This window comes from Pseudomonas sp. PS1(2021), assembly GCF_020405165.1.
Lineage (GTDB): Bacteria > Pseudomonadota > Gammaproteobacteria > Pseudomonadales > Pseudomonadaceae > Pseudomonas > Pseudomonas aeruginosa.
In genome coordinates this window covers 673,678-698,257 of record NZ_CP084484.1, presented here as the reverse complement: position 1 = coordinate 698,257, position 24,580 = coordinate 673,678, and the positions used below count along the sequence as shown (strand labels likewise).

At 66.9% G+C, this 24,580-nt stretch carries 15 protein-coding genes; 4 read left to right on the top strand and 11 right to left on the bottom strand.

Translation table 11 applies throughout. The features are described 5' to 3' along the window. Positions 1–42: 42 nt before the first annotated feature. Together LE197_RS03360 and LE197_RS03355 are read left to right on the top strand one after the other, a co-directional pair. Positions 43–1,044, top strand: a complete 1,002-nt coding sequence (locus LE197_RS03360; RefSeq protein ID WP_058179047.1) for an alpha/beta fold hydrolase — start codon at positions 43–45, stop codon at positions 1,042–1,044. A 167-nt stretch (positions 1,045–1,211) separates the two neighbouring features. Then, positions 1,212–3,116 (top strand): M14 family metallopeptidase, encoded by a 1,905-nt coding sequence (locus tag LE197_RS03355; protein WP_033975919.1) that lies wholly within the window; start codon positions 1,212–1,214, stop codon positions 3,114–3,116. A 94-nt stretch (positions 3,117–3,210) separates the two neighbouring features. On the opposite strand, the gene LE197_RS03350 is transcribed toward LE197_RS03355, so the two are convergent. Together LE197_RS03350 and LE197_RS03345 are read right to left on the bottom strand one after the other, a co-directional pair. Beyond that, positions 3,211–3,687 carry a helix-turn-helix domain-containing protein gene (locus LE197_RS03350; protein ID WP_058179048.1) on the bottom strand — a complete coding sequence of 159 codons (477 nt, stop codon included), beginning with the start codon at positions 3,685–3,687 and terminating at the stop codon, positions 3,211–3,213. A gap of 37 nt (positions 3,688–3,724) precedes the next feature. Then, a complete protein-coding gene (locus LE197_RS03345) occupies positions 3,725–4,201 on the bottom strand; it encodes a helix-turn-helix domain-containing protein (protein ID WP_003143634.1) in 477 nt (158 codons plus the stop codon). Positions 4,202–4,326: 125 nt separating this feature from the next. Here LE197_RS03345 and LE197_RS03340 point away from each other — a divergent pair, with 125 nt between their 5' ends. Then, entirely contained in the window at positions 4,327–4,557 is a 231-nt protein-coding gene (locus LE197_RS03340; protein WP_042169023.1) for a hypothetical protein, read from the top strand. 40 nt (positions 4,558–4,597) lie between these two features. Here LE197_RS03340 and pelG read toward each other — a convergent pair whose 3' ends face one another. The 9 genes from pelG to LE197_RS03295 form a co-directional block, all read right to left on the bottom strand. After that, positions 4,598–5,968 carry an exopolysaccharide Pel transporter PelG gene (pelG, locus tag LE197_RS03335; RefSeq protein WP_059309678.1) on the bottom strand — a complete coding sequence of 457 codons (1,371 nt, stop codon included), beginning with the start codon at positions 5,966–5,968 and terminating at the stop codon, positions 4,598–4,600. Position 5,969: 1 nt separating this feature from the next. After that, positions 5,970–7,493, bottom strand: coding sequence for a GT4 family glycosyltransferase PelF (gene pelF, locus LE197_RS03330; RefSeq protein ID WP_124138262.1), 1,524 nt, complete (start codon positions 7,491–7,493; stop codon positions 5,970–5,972). Then, positions 7,490–8,479 (bottom strand): tetratricopeptide repeat protein, encoded by a 990-nt coding sequence (locus LE197_RS03325; protein WP_059309680.1) that lies wholly within the window; start codon positions 8,477–8,479, stop codon positions 7,490–7,492. Before LE197_RS03325 ends, pelF begins: the two co-directional genes overlap by 4 nt. Continuing rightward, the gene (locus LE197_RS03320) at positions 8,457–9,824 is read right to left on the bottom strand and encodes a PelD GGDEF domain-containing protein (protein ID WP_033968957.1); all 1,368 of its coding nucleotides are present in this window, start codon (positions 9,822–9,824) and stop codon (positions 8,457–8,459) included. The genes LE197_RS03325 and LE197_RS03320 overlap by 23 nt, the downstream gene beginning before the upstream one ends. Positions 9,825–9,829: 5 nt before the next feature. After that, positions 9,830–10,348 carry a hypothetical protein gene (locus tag LE197_RS03315; RefSeq protein WP_033975916.1) on the bottom strand — a complete coding sequence of 173 codons (519 nt, stop codon included), beginning with the start codon at positions 10,346–10,348 and terminating at the stop codon, positions 9,830–9,832. A 39-nt stretch (positions 10,349–10,387) separates the two neighbouring features. Beyond that, on the bottom strand, positions 10,388–13,969 hold the full coding sequence (locus LE197_RS03310) for a tetratricopeptide repeat protein (RefSeq protein WP_059309681.1): 3,582 nt from the start codon (positions 13,967–13,969) through the stop codon (positions 10,388–10,390). Beyond that, positions 13,947–16,793, bottom strand: a complete 2,847-nt coding sequence (locus tag LE197_RS03305; protein ID WP_033968961.1) for a bifunctional glycoside hydrolase 114/ polysaccharide deacetylase family protein — start codon at positions 16,791–16,793, stop codon at positions 13,947–13,949. The genes LE197_RS03310 and LE197_RS03305 overlap by 23 nt, the downstream gene beginning before the upstream one ends. A gap of 560 nt (positions 16,794–17,353) precedes the next feature. Next, positions 17,354–22,216 (bottom strand): NAD-glutamate dehydrogenase GdhB, encoded by a 4,863-nt coding sequence (gene gdhB / locus LE197_RS03300; RefSeq protein ID WP_196752271.1) that lies wholly within the window; start codon positions 22,214–22,216, stop codon positions 17,354–17,356. 272 nt (positions 22,217–22,488) lie between these two features. Then, a complete protein-coding gene (locus LE197_RS03295) occupies positions 22,489–23,259 on the bottom strand; it encodes a hypothetical protein (RefSeq protein WP_033968964.1) in 771 nt (256 codons plus the stop codon). A gap of 339 nt (positions 23,260–23,598) precedes the next feature. Here LE197_RS03295 and LE197_RS03290 point away from each other — a divergent pair, with 339 nt between their 5' ends. Next, positions 23,599–24,579, top strand: a complete 981-nt coding sequence (locus tag LE197_RS03290) for an AAA family ATPase (protein ID WP_003091294.1) — start codon at positions 23,599–23,601, stop codon at positions 24,577–24,579. Position 24,580: the final 1 nt, after the last annotated feature.

Below are 24,580 nucleotides of genomic sequence, written 5' to 3'. Positions count from 1 at the left end.
CCTGACGTGCATCCTCCGGCAGACCCACACAGGAGCGATCGCATGTCCCTACCCCGCCTCAGTCTCTGTCTCGCCCTCGCCTGCGGGCCGGCGCTGGCCAGCCAGGCGCCGGTCTACGGCGAACGCCTGGAAGGCTTCGACTACGCCTATCCGGTGCATTATCTGGACTTCACCTCCCAGGGACAGCCGCTGAGCATGGCCTACCTCGACGTCGCGCCGGAGAAAGCCAACGGCCGCACCATCCTGCTCATGCACGGCAAGAATTTCTGCGCCGGGACCTGGGAGCGCACCATCGACGTGCTCGCCGATGCCGGCTACCGGGTGATCGCCGTCGACCAGGTCGGTTTCTGCAAGTCGAGCAAGCCGGCCCATTACCAGTACAGCTTCCAGCAACTGGCAGCCAACACCCACGCCCTGCTGGAACGGCTCGGCGTCGCCCGGGCCAGCGTGATCGGCCACTCCATGGGCGGCATGCTCGCTACCCGCTACGCCCTGCTCTATCCGCGGCAGGTCGAACGACTGGTGCTGGTCAACCCCATCGGCCTGGAGGACTGGAAGGCCCTGGGCGTGCCCTGGCGCAGCGTCGACGACTGGTACAGGCGCGACTTGCAGACCAGCGCCGAAGGCATTCGCCAATACCAGCAAGCCACCTACTACGCCGGCGAATGGCGCCCCGAATTCGATCGCTGGGTACGGATGCAGGCCGGTATGTATCGCGGCAAGGGGCGCGAGTCGGTGGCCTGGAACTCGGCGCTGACCTACGACATGATCTTCACCCAGCCGGTGGTCTACGAACTGGATCGGTTGCAGATGCCGACCCTGCTGCTGATCGGCGAGAAAGACAACACCGCCATCGGCAAGGACGCCGCGCCGGCGGAACTGAAAGCCAGGCTGGGCAACTACGCGCAACTGGGCAAGGACGCCGCCCGACGGATTCCCCAGGCGACCCTGGTGGAATTCCCCGACCTTGGCCATACCCCGCAGATACAGGCTCCGGAACGCTTCCACCAGGCACTGCTGAAGGGTCTGCAAACCCAGCCCTGAACCATCCACCGGCGGCGCTCTCGCCATCGGCTTCGCCGCGCCTTGCCCGGCGTCAACACCGATGCCTGCCGTCGGCGTTTCACTGCACTGGCTGCGCGACGACGCGTGGCTCGCGTCGCGCAAGCTCGCCCACGCCGCGGCCGTTCCCATCCACATGGAGGTTCATCGTGTTCCCTTGCCAACCCCGTTCGCTACTCGCCGGCGTCCTGCTGGCGAGCGTCCTGCCCGCTCACGCGGAGCTGCCCCACGCGCCCGCCTATATCGATGACAGCGCCTACCCGGCCGCGGCCCGCCAGCGCATCCTGCCGCCGATGTTCGAGCAGAGGCTGGGCAGCCTGCGCTACCTCGCCAAGCCCGGCGACCCTTTGATCACCCAGGCCGAGAGCAGCGACTTCCAGCGCACCAGCGACTACCGCGAGACCCGCGCCTACCTGGAGAAACTGGTGGCCGCCTCCTCCGGCCGCATCGCCCTGCGCGAGTTGCCCGAGCGCAGCGCCGAGGGCCATCCGATGCTGCTGGTGACCGCCTCCACCGAGGCCGACAAGTCCGCCGCCGGCCTGAAGCGCTCCGCCAAGCCGACCTTGCTGGTGGAAGCCGAGATCCATCCCGGCGAGGCCAACGGCAAGGACGCCATGTTCATGCTGCTGCGCGACATGAGCGCTGCCGATCGTCCGCTCGCCGGGCTGCTGGAGAAGATCAACCTGCTGTTCATTCCGGTGGTCAACGTCGACGGCGACCTGCGCCGCAGCGCCTACGGGCGGATCAACCAGAACGGCCCGCGGGAAACCGGCTGGCGGGTGAACGGCCGCAATCTCAACCTCAACCGCGACTTCACCAAGCTCGACAGCGCGGAGATCCGCAACGTCGCCTGGGTGTTCAACCACTACGAACTGAGCTTCTTCGCCGACACCCACTCCACCGACGGCGCCATGTATCCCTACGACAGCTCCTACTGCCACAATGGCAACGGCTGGTCACCGGCGAGCAGCGCCTGGATGGACCAGGTCATGCGCAAGCCGGTGTACCAGGCGCTGGAAAGCCTCGGGCACATGGTCCATGAATGCATCAGCCTGAACGACAACCAGGATCCGACCCAGGGCTACTACCCCTACCGCACCGATCTGGCGCGCTTCTCCAACCAGTACGGCGACATCCGCAACGTGCCGTCGATCCTCATCGAGCAACACGCCCTGCATCCGTACAAGACCCAGGTGCTGGGCAACTACGTGATGCTCAAGGCGATGTTCGAGGTGATCGGCGAGCAGGCCGCCAGCCTGCGCCAGGCCATCGCCAGGGACCGCGAGCGCCTGCTGCGGCAGAAGGAGGTGATCCTCACCTGGAAGCCGGGCGAGGCCGCCGAGACGCCGTTCGTGGTGGGCGACTACCGCTACGAGCAATCGCCGGTCACCGGGGCCCGTACAATCGTCTGGAGCAACCGGCCGAAGACGCTGAAACTACCGGTGACCGACAACGGCGTACCCGACCTGGTGGTGCCGCGTCCCCAGCGTTTCATCGTCCCGGCGCAGTGGCACGAGGTGATCGCCCGGATCAAGGCCCACGGCATCCGCTATACCACCCTGGAGCGTCCGACCGAAATCGCCGTGACCCTGTACCGCATGGACGACATCAAGCTCGCCGATGGCTTCGAACCGGATCGCGTGCAAGGCAACCGGATTCCGGGCTACGAAGGTCGCCTGCTGGTCAGCGGCACGCCGAAGCCGTTCCAGCGCCTGCAGACCTTCCCGGCCGGCTCGCTGTCGATCGACACCGCCCAGCCGCTGGGCGTCCTGGCCATCGACCTGCTGCAACCGCAGAGTCCGGATTCCTTCTGGTCCTGGGGCTTCTTCAATTCCACCCTGGTGGCCGCCGAGGAGCCGGAGGAATACGTGATGGAGCCGATGGCGCGCAAGATGCTGGCGGAAGACCCGGCGCTGAAGGCCGCCTTCGACAAACGCCTGCGCGAGGACAAGGCCTTCGCCGCCGATCCGCAGGCGCGCCTGCAATGGTTCTACCAGCGCACGCCGTTCTACGACGTGAACGCCTTCGTCTATCCGGTAGGAGTGGTGTTCTGAGGCCCACCTGGGGCTGACGGCGGATAACGCGGGGCTTCGGGAGCCCCGTTCCCTCTCCCGCTTGCGGGAGAGGGCTGGGGAGAGGGGGCCGGTCTCAGGTACCGTCGGTGGGTATGGGCAGGTTGCTTCTCGGCTTGCGCTTGCGCCTGGGTTTCAGCGGTTTTTCAGGTGGTGGCGACAGCTCCCGCTTGCGCACCTTCTTGAGGATTTCCCGATGCTTCTCGCGCCAGGCCGGCACGTCGAGACCGTGGAGCTCGAGCAGCTCGGGGTTGCGCTCCACCAGATAGACCGCCGCTTCCTGGGCGGCCTCGGCGATCTTCCAGGCGATCGACTGCGGTTCGATGCTGCCTTCATAGGCGATCCAGTCGCTGAACTCCGGGAAGGTCCCGCAGACCTTCTCGAAATCCTCGTCGTGCATGCGCTGCCGGCCACTCTCGATGTTCTCCAGGCGCTTGGGGTCCATGCCGACCACCTCGGAAAACTGCGGTCGGTTCAAGCCCGTCAGCCCGCGCAACCCGAACAGGCGCTCGCCGGCGCGAAACAGGCAGCGCTTCCTCACTACATAGACCATGTACAGATACTTCCCTTCGTTTCTGGCGCGATGCGCCTCAGTCGCCCTTGCCGCTCGCGGGCGTTTTCCTCTTCCGCTGGCGCCTGGGTTCCGGCGGCTCTTCCAGGGGCGCCGGCTCCGCCTCCGGCGCCTGTTCCGCCGCCAGCAGCGCCTCGCGTATCTCGCGGTGGCGTTCGCGCCAGGCCTGCATGTCGATGCCGTGCTGCTCAAGCAGCACCGGGTTGCGCTCCACCAGGTAGACCGCGGCCGCCTGCGCCGAATCGGCGACCTTCCAGGCGATCGACTGCGGCTCGATGCTGCCTTCATAGGCGATCCAGTCGCTGAACTCCGGGAAGGTTCCGCAGACCTTCTCGAAGTCCTCGTCATGCATGCGCTGCAGCTCGTTCTCGATGTTCTCCAGGCGCTTGGCCGTCATCCCCACCAACTCGGCGAACTGCGGACGGCTCAAGCCCATCAGCTCGCGCAGGGCGCGCAAGCGCTTGCCAGCAGTGAACAAACGTCGATTCTTTACCATGTGTAGTCCGCGTCTGATGGTTCCCTACTCATATTGATTCACTAACTGTTAGTAGATCAATATGAATCCAAGCCCTCTAGACCGAGGGTGCCCCTCCAACATCGGACCATGGTGCAGGACGCCTGATGAAAGTGGAAGAACTCCCCCAAGAGGGTTTCGCCGAGTGCCCCCGCTATATAACCCTGATGCGTTTCGCCTTCCTGACCGGCCTCAGCGAGCGGCCGGACCTGCTCTATGCCTGGATAGAGAGCGGCGACCTGCCGATGCGAACCTTCGGCACGCAACGCCTGGTGGATATGCAGAAGCTGCAAAAACGCATCGAGGAAGCAAAAAAAGGGGCCGATTCAACCGGGTGAATCGGCCCTTTCTGAAAGACCCTGCCGCCGGCGAAACCCTTCAGCGATTGAGCATGAAGGTCTCGTACTCCAGGTCGTCCAGCGCGGTGGTCAGGCGGTACAGCCCGACCAGCACGCAGACCAGCAGCGACAGGGTGAAGCCGTAGCCGAAGAAGCTCGGCCCGAGCAGCAGGCTGACGAAGGTCAGGGCGCCGTTGACGATCACGAACAGCACGCAGAGTTCGAGGACGATGCGGCGCTTGTCCAGGTAGAAGAAGACGTTGAGCAAGGCCATGAACACTACCTGGATGCTCACCCCGATCAGGTCGATGTAGAACAGCGGCAGGTAGTAGCGGGAAATTCCCAGCCAGCCGAGCAGTTGTGGCGCCAGCAGGAACAGCAGGACCACCGCCAGCCCCTGCACCTTGCAGATTTCCAGCAGGCCCTGGCGGATGGCGAGGATCATCTGCTCCTTGAGCAGGCCGATGTGCTGCAGGGTTTCGCCACCGCGGATCGCCTCGTAGACCCGCTCGTACCATTCGGCGAAGTCGGCCTCGATGCGCACCAGGAACACCGCCATGCCGGGAATGATCGACAGGTAGGCGAGGAAGATCGGCAGGTCGTAGAGGATCGAGGCGCGCAGCGGGCCGATCACCAGGTCCGAGGTGGATGGGTTGAACCAGAAGATGAACTTGTCGATCCAGATTCCCAGGTTGTAGCAGAGGCCGGTCAGCAGCAGACTGACGAAGACCTGCCGGCGGTCGAGGAAGTCGAAGGCCACCATGCGCCTGGCCGGGTACTCGCGGAGGATGTCGTAGAGGAAGACGAACAGCAGGCTGGCGTGGCCGATCAGCAACGCCAGCAGCAGGCCGTCCATCTGCATGAAGCGCAGCAGGTAGGCACAGGCGACCATCAGCGCGTAGCCGATCAGCATCACCAGCAGGATGCGCTTGTAGGCCTTCATTCCCGACAGGAAGATGATCACCAGCCACAGGTTGCAGAGCACCACGAAGTTGGCCATCACCAGCAGGCGGTAGGCGAACGGCTCATCGAACAGGGTCGCCAGCAATATCGCCGAGAGCAGGCCCGCCGCCAGTGTCACCAGCAACAGCACGCCCACCAGGTTGGGCAGGATCGCCTCGTGCTTGCGCTCGAACAGGCGATCGGAAATGAAGCGGGTGAAGAACAGTTGCAGGCCCCCGGTGAAGATCAGCGACAGCGCCATCAGGTAGGTCACCGTGATCAGGAACTGCCGGACCAGCACGTCCGGCACCACCACGCCGAGGCTCAGCACGCCGATCAGCATCACGCTGACGATCGACAGCACCCAGGGACCGGAGCTGATCAGCCCGGCGTAGAGGTAGGCGCGCAGGGTCGCCGTATAGGAATCGCGGGAAAGGATCTTCCGCAGTTCGAAGCCGATGCCGGCCATGTCATGCAATCTCCGTGGCTTCGCGGTACAGCCCGCGGTAACGTCCGAGCATCAGCGCCTCGGTGTAGTAGCGTTCGACCCGTTGCAGGCCGACCGCCTGGGCCGCCTGCCAGCGCTGCGGATTGCGCAGCAGGGCGAGGATCGCCCGCGAAGTGGCCTGCGGGTCGGCGATCGCCACCACCTCCCCGGCGCGGCCCAGGACGCGATCTTCGGCGCCGGCGCCTTCGATCAGTTCGCGGCAGGAACCGACGTCGCTGCTCACCACCGGCGCGCCGGCTGCCCAGGCCTCGAGGATCACCAGCGGCTGCGCTTCGCTGATCGAGGTGAGGACCATCAGGCCGAGTTGCGGCAGGACCTCGCCGATCCGACGAAAACCCAGGAACTTCACCTTGTCCTGCAGGCCGAGACTGGCCACCAGGCTGCGGCATTCGCTGGCATAGTCCGGGTCTTCCTCCTCCGGACCGACGATCCAGCCCTCCGCCTCCGGCATCGCGCTGACCACCCCGCGCATGGCGCGGATGAAGGTCTTCACGTCCTTGATCGGCACTACCCGGCCGACCAGCCCGACCACCGGCGGAATCCCCGGCGGCCGCCGTTCGAGGGCACCGGCCCAGGCATCGAGGTCGATGCCGTTGGGAATCACCCGGGTGCGCCGTGGCTCGGCGCCATCGAGCACCTGGCGCTGGCGGTTGCCTTCGTAGAGGGCGACGATCGGATCGGCGGCGCGATAGGTGAGCAGGCCGACACGCTCGAAGAAGCGGATCCACAAGCGACGGATGTAGCTGACCTCGGCATCCAGTCCGGTACTCAGTTGCTCGTCGGGGTTCTCCGCGATCCAGTTGGCCTGGGCCAGGTCGATCTTGCGCTCCTTGGTGTAGATGCCGTGCTCGCTCAGCAGGTAGCGGCAGCCCCAGCGACGTTGCAGGATGCAGCCCAGCAGGCCGGCGTAGCCGGTAGAGATCGAGTGCAGCATGCGCGCCCGCGGCATCCGCCGGGCCGCCTCGGCGAGCATGAACACCGGCGCCTGCATCGAGCGCAGGGTCCAGAAGTAATTGACGAAGGACGGATCGGTGCAATAGCGCTCGTAGCCTGCGGTGATCGCCTCCCAGCTGGCCTTGCTGTGGAGAAAGTCCTCGCGGCCGATGCGGCCCTCGGCGAGCAGGTCGAGCAGCGCGTCGCCCTCCTCCACGTCCGGCGTCTCCGGGTAGTGGAAGAAACGGTGCAGGTCGCGCAACGCCTTTTCGGTCTCGCCACTGCCCTGTCGCGTCTGCGGGTTCGGCGAACTCCAGGCGGTTTCCAGGAAGTGTTCCTCGATGTGCAGCACATTGTCCGGGATCGGGTAGTGGCGCTTGCCGTAGGCATCCTTCTGGCCGCCGATGAAGAACACCGAGAAGGTCAGGTCGGGGAGACCGAGGATCAATTGGTTGACCCAGCTGGAGACGCCGCCGCGGACATAGGGCCAGGTGCCCTCCAGCAGCAGGCAGACATCGGCGACGGGCGCCGTCGGAGCGGTGTGTTCGGTCATGTCCAGTATCTCGCCAGGGCCGCGAAGGGCGGCCGTTGCAGCATGTCGTCGGGCATTCCGGCGAGAAGCCGGGGGATGTCCCGGTAACGCCGCTGGAAGAACGCCACCTCGGCGCGGAACGGCGCCAGCTGGGCGCTGTCGATTCCCGCCTCCTCGGCGGCCTGGAGGGCGCGCCCGGCATCCTCCAGGCGGCCTTGTTCGAGGGCGATGCGCCCGGCCAGCAGGTGCAGGTCGGCCGAGGGTGTGCCGCGCAGCGCCTGGTCGGTATGCTCGCGCGCCTGCTCGAGGATGTGCTCCAGTACGCTGCCCTGGGCCAACCCCAGGTAGGCCAGTTCCCAGTACCAGCGCGCCAGGGTCCCGTGCAGCGCGCCGCGTTGCGTCGGCGTGGCGCCGGCGAGGCGGCCGAGGGCGGCTTCGATGCGCTGGTTGATCCGGCTTTCCTTCTGGTCGAGCATCGAGTAGGCCAGCAGGCGGACGTCGTCGGCGGGGTCGCACAGGGCCAGCTTGAGGATCGGGATCGCCTCCTTGCCGGGCATCCGCCGGGTGGCGAAGATCGCCGTGAGTCGCTGGTTCGGGTCCGGCGCATGGCGCAGGACATCCTGCAGGCCGCCGTCGCTGAACATCATGTCGAGGCGCTTTTCCTTCGGCCGGAACGGCAACTCGGGGACGCCCATCGCCTGCCAGGCCTGCTCGCCACGCTGGCGCGGCAGGTATAGCGCCGGGAACACCGCCGCAGCGACGCCGACCGCTCCGATCAACGGCACGAAGAAGGCCAGGCTGAAGAGGAACAACGGGCTCCACGGCAGCGGAAACTTGTAGCGCCGTGGCAACAGCAGCCATACGCCGACGCACAGCAGCGCGCTGCCCAGGCCGTGGGCGAACAGGTAGAGCGCCAGCGCCTGGCCGAACGGCAGGTCGGCGAAGACGCTCGCCCAACTGCTCAGCTCGAACAGGAAGGCGCCGCTAAACAGCCACTTGCTGATCATTCAGGCCGCACTCGTTGAAAAGGAAATGTCCCAGCGCCTGCCGATCGTTGCCGGCGTCCAGTTCGTACTGGCGGATGCGCACGCCCAGCGACTCCAGCTCGCTGGCCTGGCCGAAGCGTTCGGCGAAGAGAATCCTCAGGCGCTGCAGATACCCCTGGGAGCCTTCGGCGGAAGTCAGCGGCAACAACACCAGCAGGACCCGCCGGCCCTCGTCGTTGCGCAGTCGCAACTGCACGTCGAGGCCACGCTGGCTGCCTTCCAGCAGACGCTGGACCTCTTCGCCGTAGCGCGCATCGGTCAGCTCGAAGGCATACAGGCAGGCCGGCAACCCATGGTCGCGGGCGTCCAGCAGGGAGCGCTTGAGGTACTGGGAGAAGCGCTGGGCGTCGATGTCGGCCAGTTGCAGTGCGCGACGGTCGCTCTGCAGCAAGTCGGCGACGTGCCCGGCGAGGATCGCCAGCAGGCTGAAGGTACGTTCGTTGAAGACGAAGAACGGCATCTGCTCCACCGCCAGCAGGGCAAGGATCCGCCCATCGGTGTCGACCAGCGGCACGCACACCTGCAGCGCGCTGTGCGCACGCTGCTCGCCGCGCTCCAGCAGTTCCTGGCGCACGCTGACCAGTTCGCCGCGCTCCAGGCAGGTGCGCACCAGCAGATCGTCGCCGTCCAGCGCCTGCATCTCGCCGAGCGTCGCCAAGGGTTGCGGCTCCGGGGTCCGGTCGTGGCGCACCCGGTAGAGTCCGGCGATGCGCAGCGAACCGTACTGGGCCAGCAGCGCCAACACGGTTTCCGCCAGCGCATCGAGCGGTGCCTCCTCGCCCGGCAGCTCGCGCAGCAGTTGTCGCAGACCGAGCAGCGAACTGCGCAGGCTCTGGTCGTTGCCGGCGACCCGCTGTTCCAGGCGATCGTGGGAGATGCGCAGGATGTGATGGGCGCGGGTGAATTCGTCGAGGCGCAACTGGCGGTACTCGTTCGCCAGCTCCAGGCGCTCCAGGCGGCGTTCCCAGATGTCGCGGAACTCGCCCACCAACATGGCGCAGAGCAGCACGCCGACGATGAAGGCCGCCGGTACCTGGGCATAGGCCTCGACGCCCTGGACGCGGAACGCGAACAGCGCCGCCACCAGCAGCGCCGCGCTGGCCAACCCGCGGACGAAGCCGTAGCGCATGCCCAGCAACAGGGGCGCGAGGATCACCCAGGGAAAGGTGGCGTTGACCTGCAGCGGGTCGTCCGGGCTGAACCACCAGCCCAGGCCCAGCGCGAGCGCGCTGATGACCAGCGTCTCGACCCAGGAGACACTGCCGCTGGCGCGCGGTGCGAGGGCGAAATCCTTGTGCGCGGACATCGCCGTCACTCGAGCCGCAGGTCGCCGACCAGCTCGCGCAGGACTTTCTGCGCGGCGCCCGCCAGGCTTTCCCGGGACCAGCCGGCGCGCGCCCCGCTGGTGCTCCAGAGCACCCGCCCGGAGGCCGGCTCCAGCACCTGCAGGCTGACGCCCACCGCCGGCTCGCCGTCCAGGCCGTTCTTGTACTGCCACTCCTCGACGCTGCCGGTGACCACGTAGGCCAGCTTCTGCTGGCGTGCCCAGACCAGCGCGCGCTGCTGGCGCTCGCGGTCGTCGACCAGTTGCAGGTCGCCTTGCGGCTGCGCCGGGTACAGGCGCGGCCGCACGCCCTCCTCGGCCAGCACGCTGAGCAGGATCTGCTCGGCACGCTCGCCGGCCTGCGGCGCCTGGGAATAATTGAGCAGCGGCACCAGGCCCCACTGCGCGCCACGCGCCAGCGGTGTAGCGCTTTCGCTGGTGAAGCTGGAGCAGCCCGCCATGAACAGGGCGACGGCCGCGAGAGCCAGGCAGCGGATGGATTGCATGTTGTGTTCCTCCTGTTGAATTCCGTATCCGGGCCGCGTTCAGCGGCCGAAGCGCGTGCTGTAGGTCACCCCGAGCGTGCCGCCGGCATCGCCGCCCCCGCCCTGGGGAGCCGACTGGTAGCCGAAGGTGAACGCCAGTTCGTCGTCGCCCAGCAGTTCCATGCCGATGCCGAGATCGATGCCGTAGTTGAACTCCTTCTCTGTCCACTGCCAGCCGGCCAGGGTGTCGACGATCCAGGTGTATTGCGGACGGCTGCGGTTCAGCGCGCCAGGGAAGCCACGGCGCCAGGTGCTGCCGAGGTAGACCTGGCCATAGCGGTCCTGCAGCAGGTCCTGGCTGCGCGCGCCATCGAGCGCCAGCGCACCGCCATGGGCCGCCAGCAGGTCGTCCGGCACGCGGTTCTCCAGGCGATTGCGCTGGTAGTCGATGCCGCCGCGCAGTTGCCAGGCCGGGCCGTCGAAGAACAGTGTGTGGGCCCACTCCAGGGACAGCGCCTCGCCGTTGCCGAGGTCGTCGCCCTGGCGGGTGGAGAAGCGGTTGTGCGCCAGCGACCAGCTCAGCTGGTCGCGCCCGCTGAGGGTGTGGCGGCCGCCGAGCCGCAGGCTGTCGCGCATGCCGAGGGCACGCATCAGGCCGGTCTCGTCGGTCTCGCGGTGCCAGTCGAGGCCCGCTTCCAGTTCGTCGCGCGAGCTCAGCCGCCAATTGCGCAGCAGCCCCAGGCCGTGGCGGTCCTCGTCGTCGCGCCAGCTACCATCGAACGTCGCCGCGGCGAAGCCATCGGCCAGTTCGCGCCGCAACGTCAGCCTGGCGTTGCGTTCGCTACCGAGGAGCGAACTATCCAGGGCGTCGCCGCGATAGCGACCGCTGCCCAGTGCCAGGTCGGCGTACCAGTCGTCGCCAAGATGGCGTGCCGCGCGCAGCGTCGGTCCCTTGAAGTCGAGACCGCCGAAGTCGCGCTTGTTCCAACCCAGTTGCAGGCCCTGGGGCGTGCGTTCGAGGATTTCCGCCGCCTGCCGCCGCAGTTGCTCGCGGTTGTCGCGCGAGTGGCCGTCACCCAGTGCGCCCAGGGCCTCGCCCAGCGCTTCGCCGCCATGGCCGAGACGCACCAGCGCCTCGACCCGCTGCGCCGGGTCCAGCTCGCCGCGCTCCAGCAGGCGTTGCAGGGCGGCGCGATTCTGGCTGCGCAGGGCGGCCTGGATCTCTTCGTTGCGCCCGATCTTCAGACCCTGGCCGCGCGCCCAGGCCAGCCAGTCATCCTTCAGCGGCTCCTGGTTGGTGGCGGCGAGTTGGTCGAGGAACTGCTCGAACCACAGCTGCAGCATCGCCGGCTCGCCATTCCAGGCCCGCCGCGCCTCGCCCTGGGCGAGCAGCGGCCCCTGGGCCACGGCGAGCAGGCGCAGGTAGGCGGCGAAGCTGTCCGGGGTGGCCCTGACCGCCTCGCGCTCGAGCCGCCGGAGCAGTTGCCGGCGCAGGCGCAGGGCCTTGTCCTGGTAGCCGCTGGCATCCAGTGCGTCGGCATAGGCGGCCTGCACCAGCCAGTCGTTGGGATTGGACTTGAGGTACAGGCGGAACCAGGCCAGCGCCTGGTCGTTACGCTCGAGCAGCAGGCTGGCGCTGGCGAACGGCAGCCACAGCGTGCTGTCCCGTAGCGCCAGGCCATGCCATTGCGCCAACAGGGGTGCCAGGCTGTCGCGACGGCCACGGTCGATGTAGAACCAGAGCAGGCGTTCGCGCACCAGGTTCTCGCCGGGAAAACGCACCAGGGCTTCCCGGTACAGGCGCTCGGCGACGTCGCCATGGCCTTCCTGTTCCGCCAGCCGCGCCCTGGCCACCCAGTAATAGGGGCTGCCCTGCGCTTCCGGCAGGCCTTCGGCCTCGGCCAGCAGGCTCTTCAGGGCCGGCCAGTCGTGGAGGCTCTCCGCCAGTTGCAGGGCGCTGGCCAGGCGCCGCGGATCGCGGCTGCGCTGCCAACTGCCGATAAGCACCTGCAAGGCCTGCTTCGGATTGCTGTCCCGGTACAGGGCGACCAACTGGTCCTCGTCGCTGCTGTTCAGGCGGATGTCCAGGGCCAGCATGCGCTCGTAGGCGGCGCGGGCATCGTCGTCCTGCTCCAGGGCCCAGGCTAGCGCCGCGCGCAGGCGCCAGAACTCCGGCTCGCGGATCGCGCGGGTATCCACGCCGGCGAGGACCTTCCAGGCCTGGCGCGGATCGAACAGGTTCCAGTGGGTTTCCGCCCACTGCATGCGTTCCTTGACGCTCAGCGGGAAATGCCGGGCCATCCGCGCCCAGACCCCGGTCTCTTCCTGCAACTGCTGGGTGTGTTCGAGGATCTGTTGCAAGCGCTGCCAGGCCAGGCGCTGTTTCGGATAACGCTGCACGTAGCCGCGCAGCCATGCCTCGCCCTCTTCCGGCGTGCCGCGGGTTTCATGGCTGTAGACCAGCGCATCGAGTTCCTCGTCGGTCATCCGTCGCTGCGCACCGATGGGCGCCAGCAGCTCGATGGCGCTGTCGAAATCGAACATCTGCAGCGACAGGCGCCAGGCATGCTCGCGCAGGGCCGGGTCATCGGCGCCGGCCAGCAGTTGCTTCCACAGGCCCAGCGCCCGCGGGCCGTTGCCGGTCCATTCGCCAAGGCGCGCGAGATCGGCCAGCAGCGTCCTGTCCTCCGGGCGCAGGGCCAGCAGCTCCTGGCCGACCTCCCAGGCCCGCTCGACCCGCCCGGCGGCCATGTTCAGACGCAGGTCGGCGGTCAGCGCCTCATGGTCCTCGGGGCGCAATTCGCGCCAGCGCCGGATGAAGCGTTCGGCCAGGTCGTAGCGCTGGCTGCCTTCGGCGGCGCGTACGCCCTCGGCGAGCCAGGCCAGGGTCGATTCATCCTCCGGCAAGGCGTCCAGCCGCTGGTCCAGCAACAACGCCGCCTGTTCGCCGCGCTCGCCAGCGAGCAGGCTGGCGAAGGCCTGGCGCAGATAGGCCAGGCGCTTCGCCGGCTCGGTTTGCGCTTCGGCCAGTTGCCGCTGGATGTCCGCCGCCGGCAGCGGCTCGCCGGAAGCCAGGTACCAGCGGGCCGCCTCGTCCAGCCAGCGCTGCCGGCCCTGCGGGTCGCGGCCGGCCAGCTCGGCAAAGGTCCGCGCCGCCAGGTCCGGCGCGTCCAGGGCCAGGGCATGACGGGCAAGTCGTTCGAGCATGGCGTCGCTCAACGAAGCGTGCTCGATCTTGCGCAGGCGCTCCAGCAATCGGCGCGTCTGCTCCTCATCCATACCCTCGGGCCTGGCCAGGGCGCCAAGGATGTCCAGCTCCACCTCGTAGAACGGCGTTGCCAGGCGGTCCTTGCCGCGCAGAAGGGCCAGGTGATGACGCGCCTGCCCGAAGTCGCCGAGCTTGACCAGCAGATCGATCAGGGTCAGGCGCAGCGCGTCGTTCTCCGGGTGCGCCTGCAACAGCAGTTCGGCGTAGTTCACCGAGACCGCGTCGGGCTCGCCATCGCCGCTGGGCATGAATACCTCTTCGCTGTTGAAGGTCAGCCACAGCACCAGTGCCACCCCGAGAGCGACCGGCAGCAGGGCCCAGGGATTCAGCAGGCGCGCCTTGGGATGCTTGTCAGCGGCAGACGAGTTGGCCATCGCGCACCTGCTCCATCGGCAACTCGAACGTCCAAAGGCCGTTGCCGGCCTTTCCCGGGAAGGCCTTGCCGGCCGCGCTCAGCCGGCAATCGCCCGCCGCGCGCACCACCAGGCGCAATGGCAGGTGCCCGGCGAAGGCGAACTCGACGCGGCCATCGTCGCGGTAGCGCCAGTGCTTCAGCGGCAGGTTGGCCTCCTCCAGCGCCGGCCGCGGATCGCGGCTGTCGCGCAGGACCAGGCGCGCATTCGCCGCACTCAGGTGTACATAGCGCCCCTGGGGCAGGTCGCGCACGCCCGCGACTCCCGTGGAGCGACCGAGGTCCGGCCAACCCAGCGCCGGGTCCAGGCGCACCGTGCGCAAGGCGGCGAAGCCGCGCAACTGCCAGCTGCCATCGGCACGCTTGGCCAGGCTGGCGCGATGCAGGCCTTCCAGGCGCGGGATGTAGTCACTCATCCACAGCGACAACGGCTGCTCCGCCTGCATCGCCGCGTAGATCTGGTGCATGGTGCGGATCGAGGCCTGCTTGGTCCCCGAATAGAAGTGGTAGTACAGGTGCAGGCCGCGCAGGCGGCGCGGGCTGTCGGTCAGGGCGAAGGTATCGATGACGCCGCGGAAGCCGTAGTACGGCCCCTGCCAGAGATTGGTGTAGACGTTCTCGTTGATGATCGGTGCGTAGTACTGCACGCCGCCGCGGGTGGGCCGGATCAGCGGGTAGAGTCCGGTCAGCGAGGGAAAGGCCCGGGTCAGCGCGGTATTGCCGCCGTTGACGTTCATCAGCCCGGCGTCGTAGGCGAGCTTGATGGTGGCGGCGTCGGGCAGCGCGTCGCCGGACCAGAAGATCATCTTGACCGGTTTCCGCGGGGTGGTCAGGCGCTGCTCGATGTAGTCGCGGGCGCCGATCACCTCGCGTACGAAGTCGACCTTGTCGTAGCCCGGGATGGCCATCTTGTAGCCATACTGGGCCTCGAAGTTCTCGCCCTGCTCGGCCAGTTGCGGCTGCCAGAAGAACGGATGGCTGAAGGTATGGCTGGCGACCTCCACCTTGTCGTCGGCGAAGATGCGCCGGGCAATCGGCTCCAGTTCCCTGGCCAGGTGCGGATACATGCCCTTCGGTCCGACCTCGCCTTCGATCACCGAGACCGAGGTGAGGAACGGATAGGGCTTGATGAAGTCCTCCAGCACCTGCTGGCCGGCATAGGGACTGCCGGGCACCTCGGCTCGGGAGACGAAGCCATCGCCATCGATGTGCACGGTGGCGATGCGCCGGCCATTCTCGGTGGTTGCGTCGGGACTCGGCAGCGGCGCAAGACGCAAGGCCTTGCGCAGGAAGGCGAACGGATCGAGGATCCAGCGCCGGTGCTCGCTACCCTCCTCCAGCACATAGGGCGCCAGGGCGAAGCCACCCCAGTCGGCGGTCGCCACCGGCACGTACGCCTTGCCGTCGCCCTTGAGCTTGAGCGCCGGGATCACCCGCGCCGGATCGAGTACGGTGAGCGCTGGCAGGTCACGGATCCGGATCACCAGCGGCGCCTCGAAGGAACCAAGCAGCGCCTGGTCGTGGGTCTCGGTACTCGGCTTGACCTTGAGTTTCTGCGACAGCCGGCGAATACCCAGGCGCTGCAACAGGCCGTCGTTCTCGGTGGGCAGGCCGGCGAGGAACGCCACCGGCACCTTTTCGTCGAGACGTGCAGCGATCCAGTTGTCGAAGGCGTCGCTGGCCAGCGGCGGTCCACTGGTCATCCAGGTCACCACCCCGGCGTAGAGACCGCTCAGCGGACGTTCGGGCAGCGGCTGGTCGGTGGGCAGGTAGTCGACCCGATAACCGAGGTATTCGAGCAGGCCACCGAGGTAGACGTGACCGGGGCTCAGGGTCAGGTCGCCCTCGCGCGGATCGTAGAGCAGCGCGATGCGCCGCGGTTGCACCTCGACGTCGCTCACTCCCAGGTAGTCCAGCGCCGGGGTGCTGACGAACGGCACGTAGCCTTCGCTACGCAAGCGCACAGCGAGCTTGCGCGCCTCGTCGCGCCGCTCCGGAGGCAGGTAGTCGATGGCGACGATGGGCATGCCCTGGGCGCGCAGGGCATCCAGGTGGCCCTTCAGCCAATCGCGATCGTCCTGGGGCACCTCGCGGTATTGCCCGGCAGCGGCGTCCCAACCGGCATGGATCGACTCCACGGCCACCGCCGACGCGACGCCGGGCAACTCCGGCAGCACTTCGAAACCGCGATTGAAAAACAGCTTGAGGCCCGGCTCCTGGCGATGCAGCTGGGCGAGGAAACTGGCCAGCGCCCGGCGCTGGCCCTCGCGGCGCTCCTCGGCCTGTAGCTGGAAGCTATCCAGGGTATCGAGGAACAGGCCGGCGTAGCCCTGCTTGCGCAGCTCCGCGGCGCGCTTGAGCAGGTGTGCCCGCCAGCTCGGCGCGGCGAGGTCCATTACCTGGCTGTTCCAGGCTTCGTTGCGGACCGCGCTCTTGCCCCGGGCCAGGCCGCTGTCGGCGATGGCGGCGGCGTCGCCGTCGAACTCGCCGACCGACAGATAGGCGAAGGGCGTGCTGCCCTGCTCCTTCAGATATCCGACATCGGCTGGCTTGAGATGCGCCGCCTCGAGCACCACCCAGTCGAACTGGGAAAGCTCGGCCAGCGGCGGCCGCTCGGCGTACCAGAACGCCACGCTGGACGGCCCGCCGGCAGCCCCTGCGGCAGTGCCGGCACAAAGCGCCAGCGCCAGGCCGGCAAGCCAGGCGAGCGGGCGCTCGATGGGTCGAAGGGTGTTACGGCAGAACGGCAGACGCAGCACGGCGATTCCTTTCTTGCTGAACCGCATGCCCAGCCTACGCGGCAGGGTCGATACCGACCGAGGCGGCAGGTCGGAAGCATGGATGCGGTTTCCGGTGGCAACGTCGAATCCCTGGCAGTGCGGGCACGGCCAAAGCAGCCGCAGGCGATTAACGTCAATATAATGACTAAATATGCTAATTGCTAAATTTTTAAGCGGAAACTGTCAATTTTTAGGCACATCACTGACACCCTAGTGTCCTTTTGCCTGCTCTTGCCTGCCGCGTGACCGCCCCGACGTCACCGGAAAACTCTCCGGGCGGGGAAGGAAGTACGGCTGCCGGGGGTTTATGCGATCGACAGGATCCCGGCCAAGGCATACGAAGCGGAGAAGTCATAGATCCATATGAACCTATGAATAGAATTTCTAATAACTAAATATTTATTAAATCTGTGAGCCAGGTTGTCCTTTCCAGGCCAACTTCGGGCGCCGGACATTTGTCGCCGCACGGCGCCTCAGCCACCTCAAACGCCGCAGGTTTTCGCCGCGCCAGAATGAAAGAGCCCCGCACTAGGGCGGGGCTCTTGCTTGCCGTCAGTCCGCTCGCATCAGGGGATGCAGACGCCGTGCTGGCTGCTCTGCGCCAGGTCCATCAGCTCGCGGTTGGCCACGGCGTACATGGCGTAGTCGGTACCCGACGCGGCACGCAGTTCGACCAGCATCGCCCGCCAGCGCTCGACCAGCGGCAGGTGCTGTTCCAGCCACAGGCCGACGCGAGCCTCGACCTCCTTCGGTCCGTCCTGCATCTGCAACACCGAGACGGTGATCGCCCGCTGCTGCCAGTCGAGGTCGTCGCGGAACGCCTCGCGGGCCAGCGCCTGCCAGTTGTTCTCCACCGGCAGGTTGGTGATCTGTTGCAGGTACCAGGTCAGGTCCAGCGCACTGCCCACGGCGAAATAGGCCTTGGCCACTTCCGCGGTGTCCTGGCCGGTCACGTCGGACGCCTCGATGATCGGCAGCAGCGTGTACAAGTGGCTGGTACCGGCCACCATGCGTGCCAGCAGTTCCGGTACGCCGGCGTCGACGTAGGTCTGGTAGCGCGCCTGCCACAGCTCGCGGGTCGGCCCTTCGAGCAGCTCGTTGAGTTTCAGGCCGAGGGCGGCGATGCGCGGGCCGAAGTGGGCCACGTCGCGCGCCGCGTCCAGCTCGTTGCGGCGGCTGCGGAGGAACCAGCGGGTGGCGCGGCGGCCGAGGCGCATCAGTTCGTCCATCAGGGTCAGCTGGATATCAGCGGGCACCTGGTAGTCGAGATTCTCGATCTGGCGGAACCAGTGCGGCAGGTGGAACACGTCGCGGACGATCACGTAGGCCCCGGCGACGTTGGCCGCGCTCATGCCGGTGGACTCCTTCAGGCGCTGCACGAAGGTGATGCCCATGTGGTTGACCAGGTCGTTGGCGATCTGCGTGCTGACGATCTCGCGCTTCAGGCGATGACGGCGCATGGCGTCGCCGAACTTCTCCGCCAGCAATGCCGGGAAGGCGGTCTCCATGTCGCGGGTCAGGTAGTCGTCGTCCGGCACCAGCGATTTCAGCAGCGATTCCTTGAGATCGATCTTGCTGTAGGAGATCAGCACCGACAGCTCGGCGCGGGTCAGCCCCTGGCCGGCACTGATGCGTTCCGCCAGCTCCTCGTCGGAAGGCAGGAACTCCAGGGCGCGATCGAGCTTGCCACGCGCCTCGAGGTCGCCCATCAGCCGCTTGTATTCGGCGATCCGCTCGCGGGCGCGACGTTGCGCCAGGGACAGCGCCTGGGTCTGCTTGTAGTTGTTGCCCAGCACCAGGGCGCCGACCGCGTCGGTCATCTTCACCAGCAGCGCGTTGCGCTGCTTCTCGGTCATGTCGCCGGCCTGCACCACTTCGTTGAGCAGGATCTTGATGTTGACCTCATGGTCGGAGCAGTCCACGCCGCCTGCGTTGTCGATGAAGTCGGTGTTGTTGGCACCGCCGTGCAGGCCGAACTCGACCCGCGCCAGTTGGGTCATGCCCAGGTTGCCGCCCTCGCCCACCACCTTCGCGCGCAGCTCGCGGCCATCGACGCGCAGACCGTCGTTGGCCTTGTCGCCGACATCGGCGTGGGTTTCCTTGCTCGACTTCACGTAGGTGCCGATACCGCCGTTCCAGAGCAGGTCGACCGGCGCCTTGAGCAGCGCATGGATCAGCTCGGTGGGCGCCAGCCTGTCGGCGTGGATGTCGAAACGCGCCTTCATTTCCGGGGTGATGGCGATGCTCTTGGCGCTGCGCAGGAAGATCCCGCCGCCGGCGGAGATCAGCTTGGCGTCGTAGTCGGCCCAGCTCGAACGTGGCAGGTTGAACAGGCGCTGGCGCTCGACGAAGCTGCTGGCGGCGTCAGGGTTCGGGTCGATGAAGATATGCATGTGGTTGAAGGCGGCCACCAGTTGCAGCTTGTCCGACATCAGCAGGCCGTTGCCGAACACGTCGCCGGCCATGTCGCCGATGCCGATGACGCTGATGTTGTCCTTCTGCACGTCGATGCCGCGCTCGCGGAAATGCCGCTGCACGCTGACCCAGGCGCCCTTGGCGGTAATCCCCATGCCCTTGTGGTCGTAGCCGGCGGAGCCGCCCGAGGCGAAGGCGTCGCCGAGCCAGAAGCCGTACTCGGCGGCGATGCCGTTGGCAATGTCGGAGAAGGTCGCCGTGCCCTTGTCCGCGGCGACCACTAGGTAGGGATCGTCCTCGTCGTGGCGGACCACGTTGGCCGGCGGCACCACTTCGCCTTCCTTGAGGTTGTCGGTGATATCGAGCAGGCCGGAAATGAAGATCCGGTAGCAGGCGATCGCCTCGGCCTGGATCTCGTCGCGGCTACCGCCAAGCGGCAGGCGGCGCGGGACGAAGCCGCCCTTGGCACCGACCGGCACGATCACCGCGTTCTTCACCTGCTGAGCCTTGACCAGGCCGAGCACCTCGGTGCGGAAGTCCTCCTCGCGGTCCGACCAGCGCAAGCCGCCGCGAGCCACCTTGCCGCCGCGCAGGTGCACGCCCTCGACGCGCGGCGAATAGACGAAGATCTCGTACTTGGGCACCGGCCTGGGCAGCTCCGGGATGGCCTTCGGGTTGAACTTGAAGCTGAAGTAGCTCTTGTTCTGGCCGTTGCCGTCGGGCTGGTAGAAGTTGGTCCGCAGGGTCGCCTTGATCAGGTCGAGGTAGCGCCGCAGGATGCGGTCCTCGTTGAGCACCTGGACTTCGTCGAGGGCACCGAGGATCGCCTGCTCCAGCTTCTGTTGCTTGTCTTCCAGGTCTTCCGCTGTGAGTTTGCGCGCCAGGTAGAAGCGGGTCTTGAACAGCCGCACCAGCTCGCGGGCGATGTCGGTGTGGGCATTCAGCGCGCTGGCGATGTAGCCGAGGTCGAAGCCCAGGCGAATCTGCTTCAGGTAGCGCGCGTAGGCACGCAGCAGGGCAACGTCGCGCCACGGCAGGTTGGCGGTCAGCACCAGGCGGTTGAAGGCGTCGTTCTCGGCGTCGCCGCTGACGATGTGGACGAAGGCGTCCTGGAGGATCTCGTTGAGCTGCTGGATGTCCACGTCCAGCCCTTCGGCGTAGGTGAAGGCGAAGTCGTGGATCCAGTATTCGCGACCGCTCTGGTGGCGCAGGCGGTAGGGGAATTCGCCGAGCACGCGCAGGCCGAGGTTCTCCAGGATCGGCAGGACGTCGGACAGGGCCAGCGGGGTATCGGCGTGGTACAGCTTGCAGTGCAGTTGCTGCTCGCCCTGCGCCAGCGGCTGGTAGAAGCTCATCACCAGCGGGCGCTGCTCGGACAGGCTGAGCAGGTGCTGCAGGTCGACCACCGCGAAGTGCGGGGCGAAGCGCTCGCGGTAGCCGGCCGGGAAGCCTTTCGGGAAGTCGGCCAGGACATTGGTGCCCTTGGCCTCGCCGAGGTTTTCCACCACCAGGCTGCTGTAGTCGTCCTGCCAGGAACGGCAGGCCTGGATCACTTCTTCCTCCAGGCGCGCCGGGTCGATGTCGATGCGCGACTTCGGGTCGACGCGGAGGATGAACTGCACGCGGGCCAGCACCGACTCGGAGAAGAAAGTCCAGAACTCGCAGTCGCTGGCCTGCAGGCGCTCCATCAGGACCTGCTGGATCTTCAGGCGCGTCTCGGTGGAATACACGTCGCGCGGCACATAGGCCAGGCAGTAGCAGAAGCGGCCGTAGGGGTCCTTGCGCAGGAACACGCGGATCTTGTTGCGCTCCTGGATGCGGACGATCGCCAGGGCGGTGCTGAACAGCTCGTCCACCGGGGTCTGGAACAGGTCGTCGCGCGGCAGCACTTCCAGCACCTGGGCCAGTTCCTTGCCGAGGTGGGCCTTGGTGTCGAAACCGGAGCGCCGCATCACTTCGGCGACCTTGCCGCGTATGAAGGGGATGTCGTTGACGCTCTCGTTGTACACCGAGGAGGTGAACAGGCCCATGAAGCGGCACTCGCGGATCACCCGGCCCTTGCCGTCCAGCTCGCGGATCGACACGTAGTCCGGGTAGGCCGGGCGGTGCACGCGGCTCGGATGGGCGGCCTTGGCGAAGGACAGCAGGACCGGTTCGCGCAGGTAGGCGACGGCATAGTCCTCGATGTGCAGGTCATCCTTGCTCAGGCCGGCGCGCAGCAGACGGGTCAGGCCGAGGAAGGATTTCTCGTCGTAGACCATGCGTCCGCCGTCGGCCTCGTCGGCGACGCTGAATTCCTCGTAGCCGAGGAAGGTGAAGTGGTTGTCCAGCAGCCATTCGAGATAGCTGCGCACTTCCTTCAGTTCCTCCGCCGGCACCTTCAGCTTGGCCTTGCCGAGCCAGGTCAGCAGTTCGCGGGCCTTGGCCTTCATCGGTTCGAAGTCGGTGACGGTCACGCGTACTTCGCCGAGCACTTCCAGGATGGCCTTCTCCAGCGCGCGCAGTTCGCCGGCGTGGGCGCAACGGTCGATCTCCAGGTACATCAGCGATTCCTGGCTGACGTCCTTGCCCTGGCTACCCTTGGGCAGGATTTCCTTCAGCTCGCCCTTGGCCGAGCGGCGCACGCTGAGGACGTTGGTCTGCAGGGTATGGATGCTGTAGCCGCGGCGGTTCAGTTCCATGCGCACCGAGTCGACCAGGAACGGCAGGTCCGGGTGCAGCACTTCCACCGCGGTGTGGGTGGATTGCCAGCCGTGCTTCTCGTAGTCGGGGTTGTATACGCGGACTTCGGGCTGGTCGCGGTCGAAGCGCTCCAGCAGGCGCCAGGCGGAAAGGGTACAACCGACCAGGTCGGAAAGCCGACGCTGGGTCAGTTCATCGAGGGAGATCAGGCTGAAGAACTGTTCGGCGAACAGCGTGACTTGTGGTAACGCCTTGTCGCCGAGGTGCTGCGCCAGTGCCGTCTGCAGTTGATGCTGGAAATCGGCTTTGCTGGCCGCGGTGAAGAACGCCATGGTTGTACTCCGCTTGGCTTGTTATTTCATGGAGGCGAGCGGTTCGCGGGAAAGGTCGCGAGCAACGCACCTTCGGACCGACCCTCGCTGCGTCCATGAAGTTCAGCAGAAGCTGAGCATTAATCCAGGCAGGCAGGCGCACAGCAAAGGCTGACCGGGAACCGCCCTTTTCGGCGAGCGACCCGCCGGTCATATCCGACAGAGCTTAACGAGCCGGCAAGGCAAAACACTTACCGTGCTGCGACATATTCGTTCACCCCGGGAGCATCGACTCACTGCACCGGCAGGAAATGCATGAACAGCAGTCCCTGGGCGTAGTTCACGCTGATCCGCCGGTAGCGTTCGCCGAGCACCTCGGCGAGCAGGTCCAGGCGCGCGACGATCTTGGCGAACTCGCGGGCGTAGCTGAGGTTGCTGGCGTCGTCGGTGAGGGCGTTGGAAAGCAGCAACGGGGCGCCCTTGTCGTCCTTGCGGGTAGCCAGCATCCAGGTGGCGACCTCGACGTTGCGCGCGGCGTTGTAGACGTACTGCGCGTCGATCCCCTGGTAGACGTAGAACTCGGTACGCCCGCCATGGGCGGTGATCAGCATGCTGGCCAGGGCATAGATGAAGGCGCCGACGCGGTCGCCCTTGAACGCCGGATCGAGGGAATAGGACAGCGCGGCGATGTCGCGGCGGCCGCCCAGGTCGCTGAGTTCGCGGTTCTGCTCGATGGCCCGGCGGATCGCCAGCTCGGCGTCGGCCTGGCTCGGCAGGCCGGTCTTCTTCCATTCGGCGGGATTGCGCTTGTACAGCTTCCAGAGCAACTGGTAGAGGCTTTGCAGGTTGTCGCGCATGGCCAGGGTAGCCATGCGATCGGCATCGGTCTGGAGGAATTCGCCGGCGCGCATCGAGCCCTGGCTGGTGTCCTCGCCGGCGGCGTTGCGCGGCGCGTTCGAACATCCGCTGGCGAGCGCGCCGAGCAGCAACAGCAGCCCGCCGACCCAGCGCCGCCACCCACGCCGGGCGCGGCCCTCCCCCTTGCGCCGGGCAAGCCCCGGCAATGTCGCTCCTGACAAACGCTCTGTCCATTCGCTGTTCGCATCGCGGAAACCGACCCGCCTGAGCCGGCGAAGTTCCCCGGGCGCGTCGATCCGCCGCGCTTCGCGAGGCAGGTCACGGCGAGAGGCGGAGGCTTTTCACCGGCATACCCGCGCGGGTTCACGAATAGGCGCGGCACGAGCGTCGGAGAGTACGCTAGGCAGTCGCCGTGCGCTAACATGTGCGGGATCGGGGGGCGTCATCCGCCGCAGAGCGGAGCCTTCTCCCCGCCCGCCCGCGCCGGCCTCGCCGTGCGCCACCGAGCGACACCCCAGCAGGCCTTGGAACCGGTAGTCCAGACAATGAGCAACGAGCCAGAAAGCACGCAGCACAAGAGCGCCCTGCAGGGACTGAAGGGCTACCTGTCGAGCCAGATCCTCGGCCAGGAAAAACTCGTCGACCGTCTGCTGATCGCGCTGCTAGCCGACGGCCACCTGCTGGTGGAAGGCGCGCCGGGACTGGCCAAGACCAAGGCCATCAAGGACCTCGCCGAAGGCCTCGAAGCCGAGTTCCACCGTATCCAGTTCACTCCCGACCTGCTCCCCGCCGACATCACCGGCACCGAGATCTATCGACCGGAGACCGGCACCTTCGTGTTCCAGCAAGGCCCGATCTTCCACCACCTGGTACTGGCCGACGAGATCAACCGCGCCCCGGCCAAGGTGCAATCGGCGCTGCTCGAAGCCATGGCCGAGCGCCAGGTTTCGGTCGGCCGCAGCACCTACGACCTGCCACAGCTGTTCCTGGTGATGGCGACACAGAACCCGATCGAGCAGGAAGGCACCTACCCGTTGCCGGAAGCCCAGCTCGACCGCTTCCTCATGCACGTCAAGATCGGCTACCCGGAGGCCTCGGTGGAACGCCGCATCCTCCAGCAGGCGCGTGGCGAGGCACTGAACGGCGAGGCCCGGCCGGAGCGCCGGGTGACCCAGGAAACCATCTTCGCCGCGCGCCAGGAAATCCTCGGCCTGTACATGGCCGACGCGGTGGAGGAATACCTGGTGCAACTGATCATGGCCACCCGCACCCCGGCCAAGCACGACGCGGAACTCGCCGAATGGATCTCCTACGGCGCCAGCCCGCGCGGCTCCATCGCCCTCGACCGCTGCGCGCGCGCCCACGCCTGGCTGGGCGGACGCGACTTCGTCAGCCCCGAGGACATCCAGGCGGTGCTGTTCGACGTGCTGCGCCATCGCCTGATCCTGACCTTCGAGGCGGAAGCCGCCGGCATCGACCAGGACCGGGTCGTGCAGCGCATCCTCGACGTGGTCGCCGTGGCCTGAG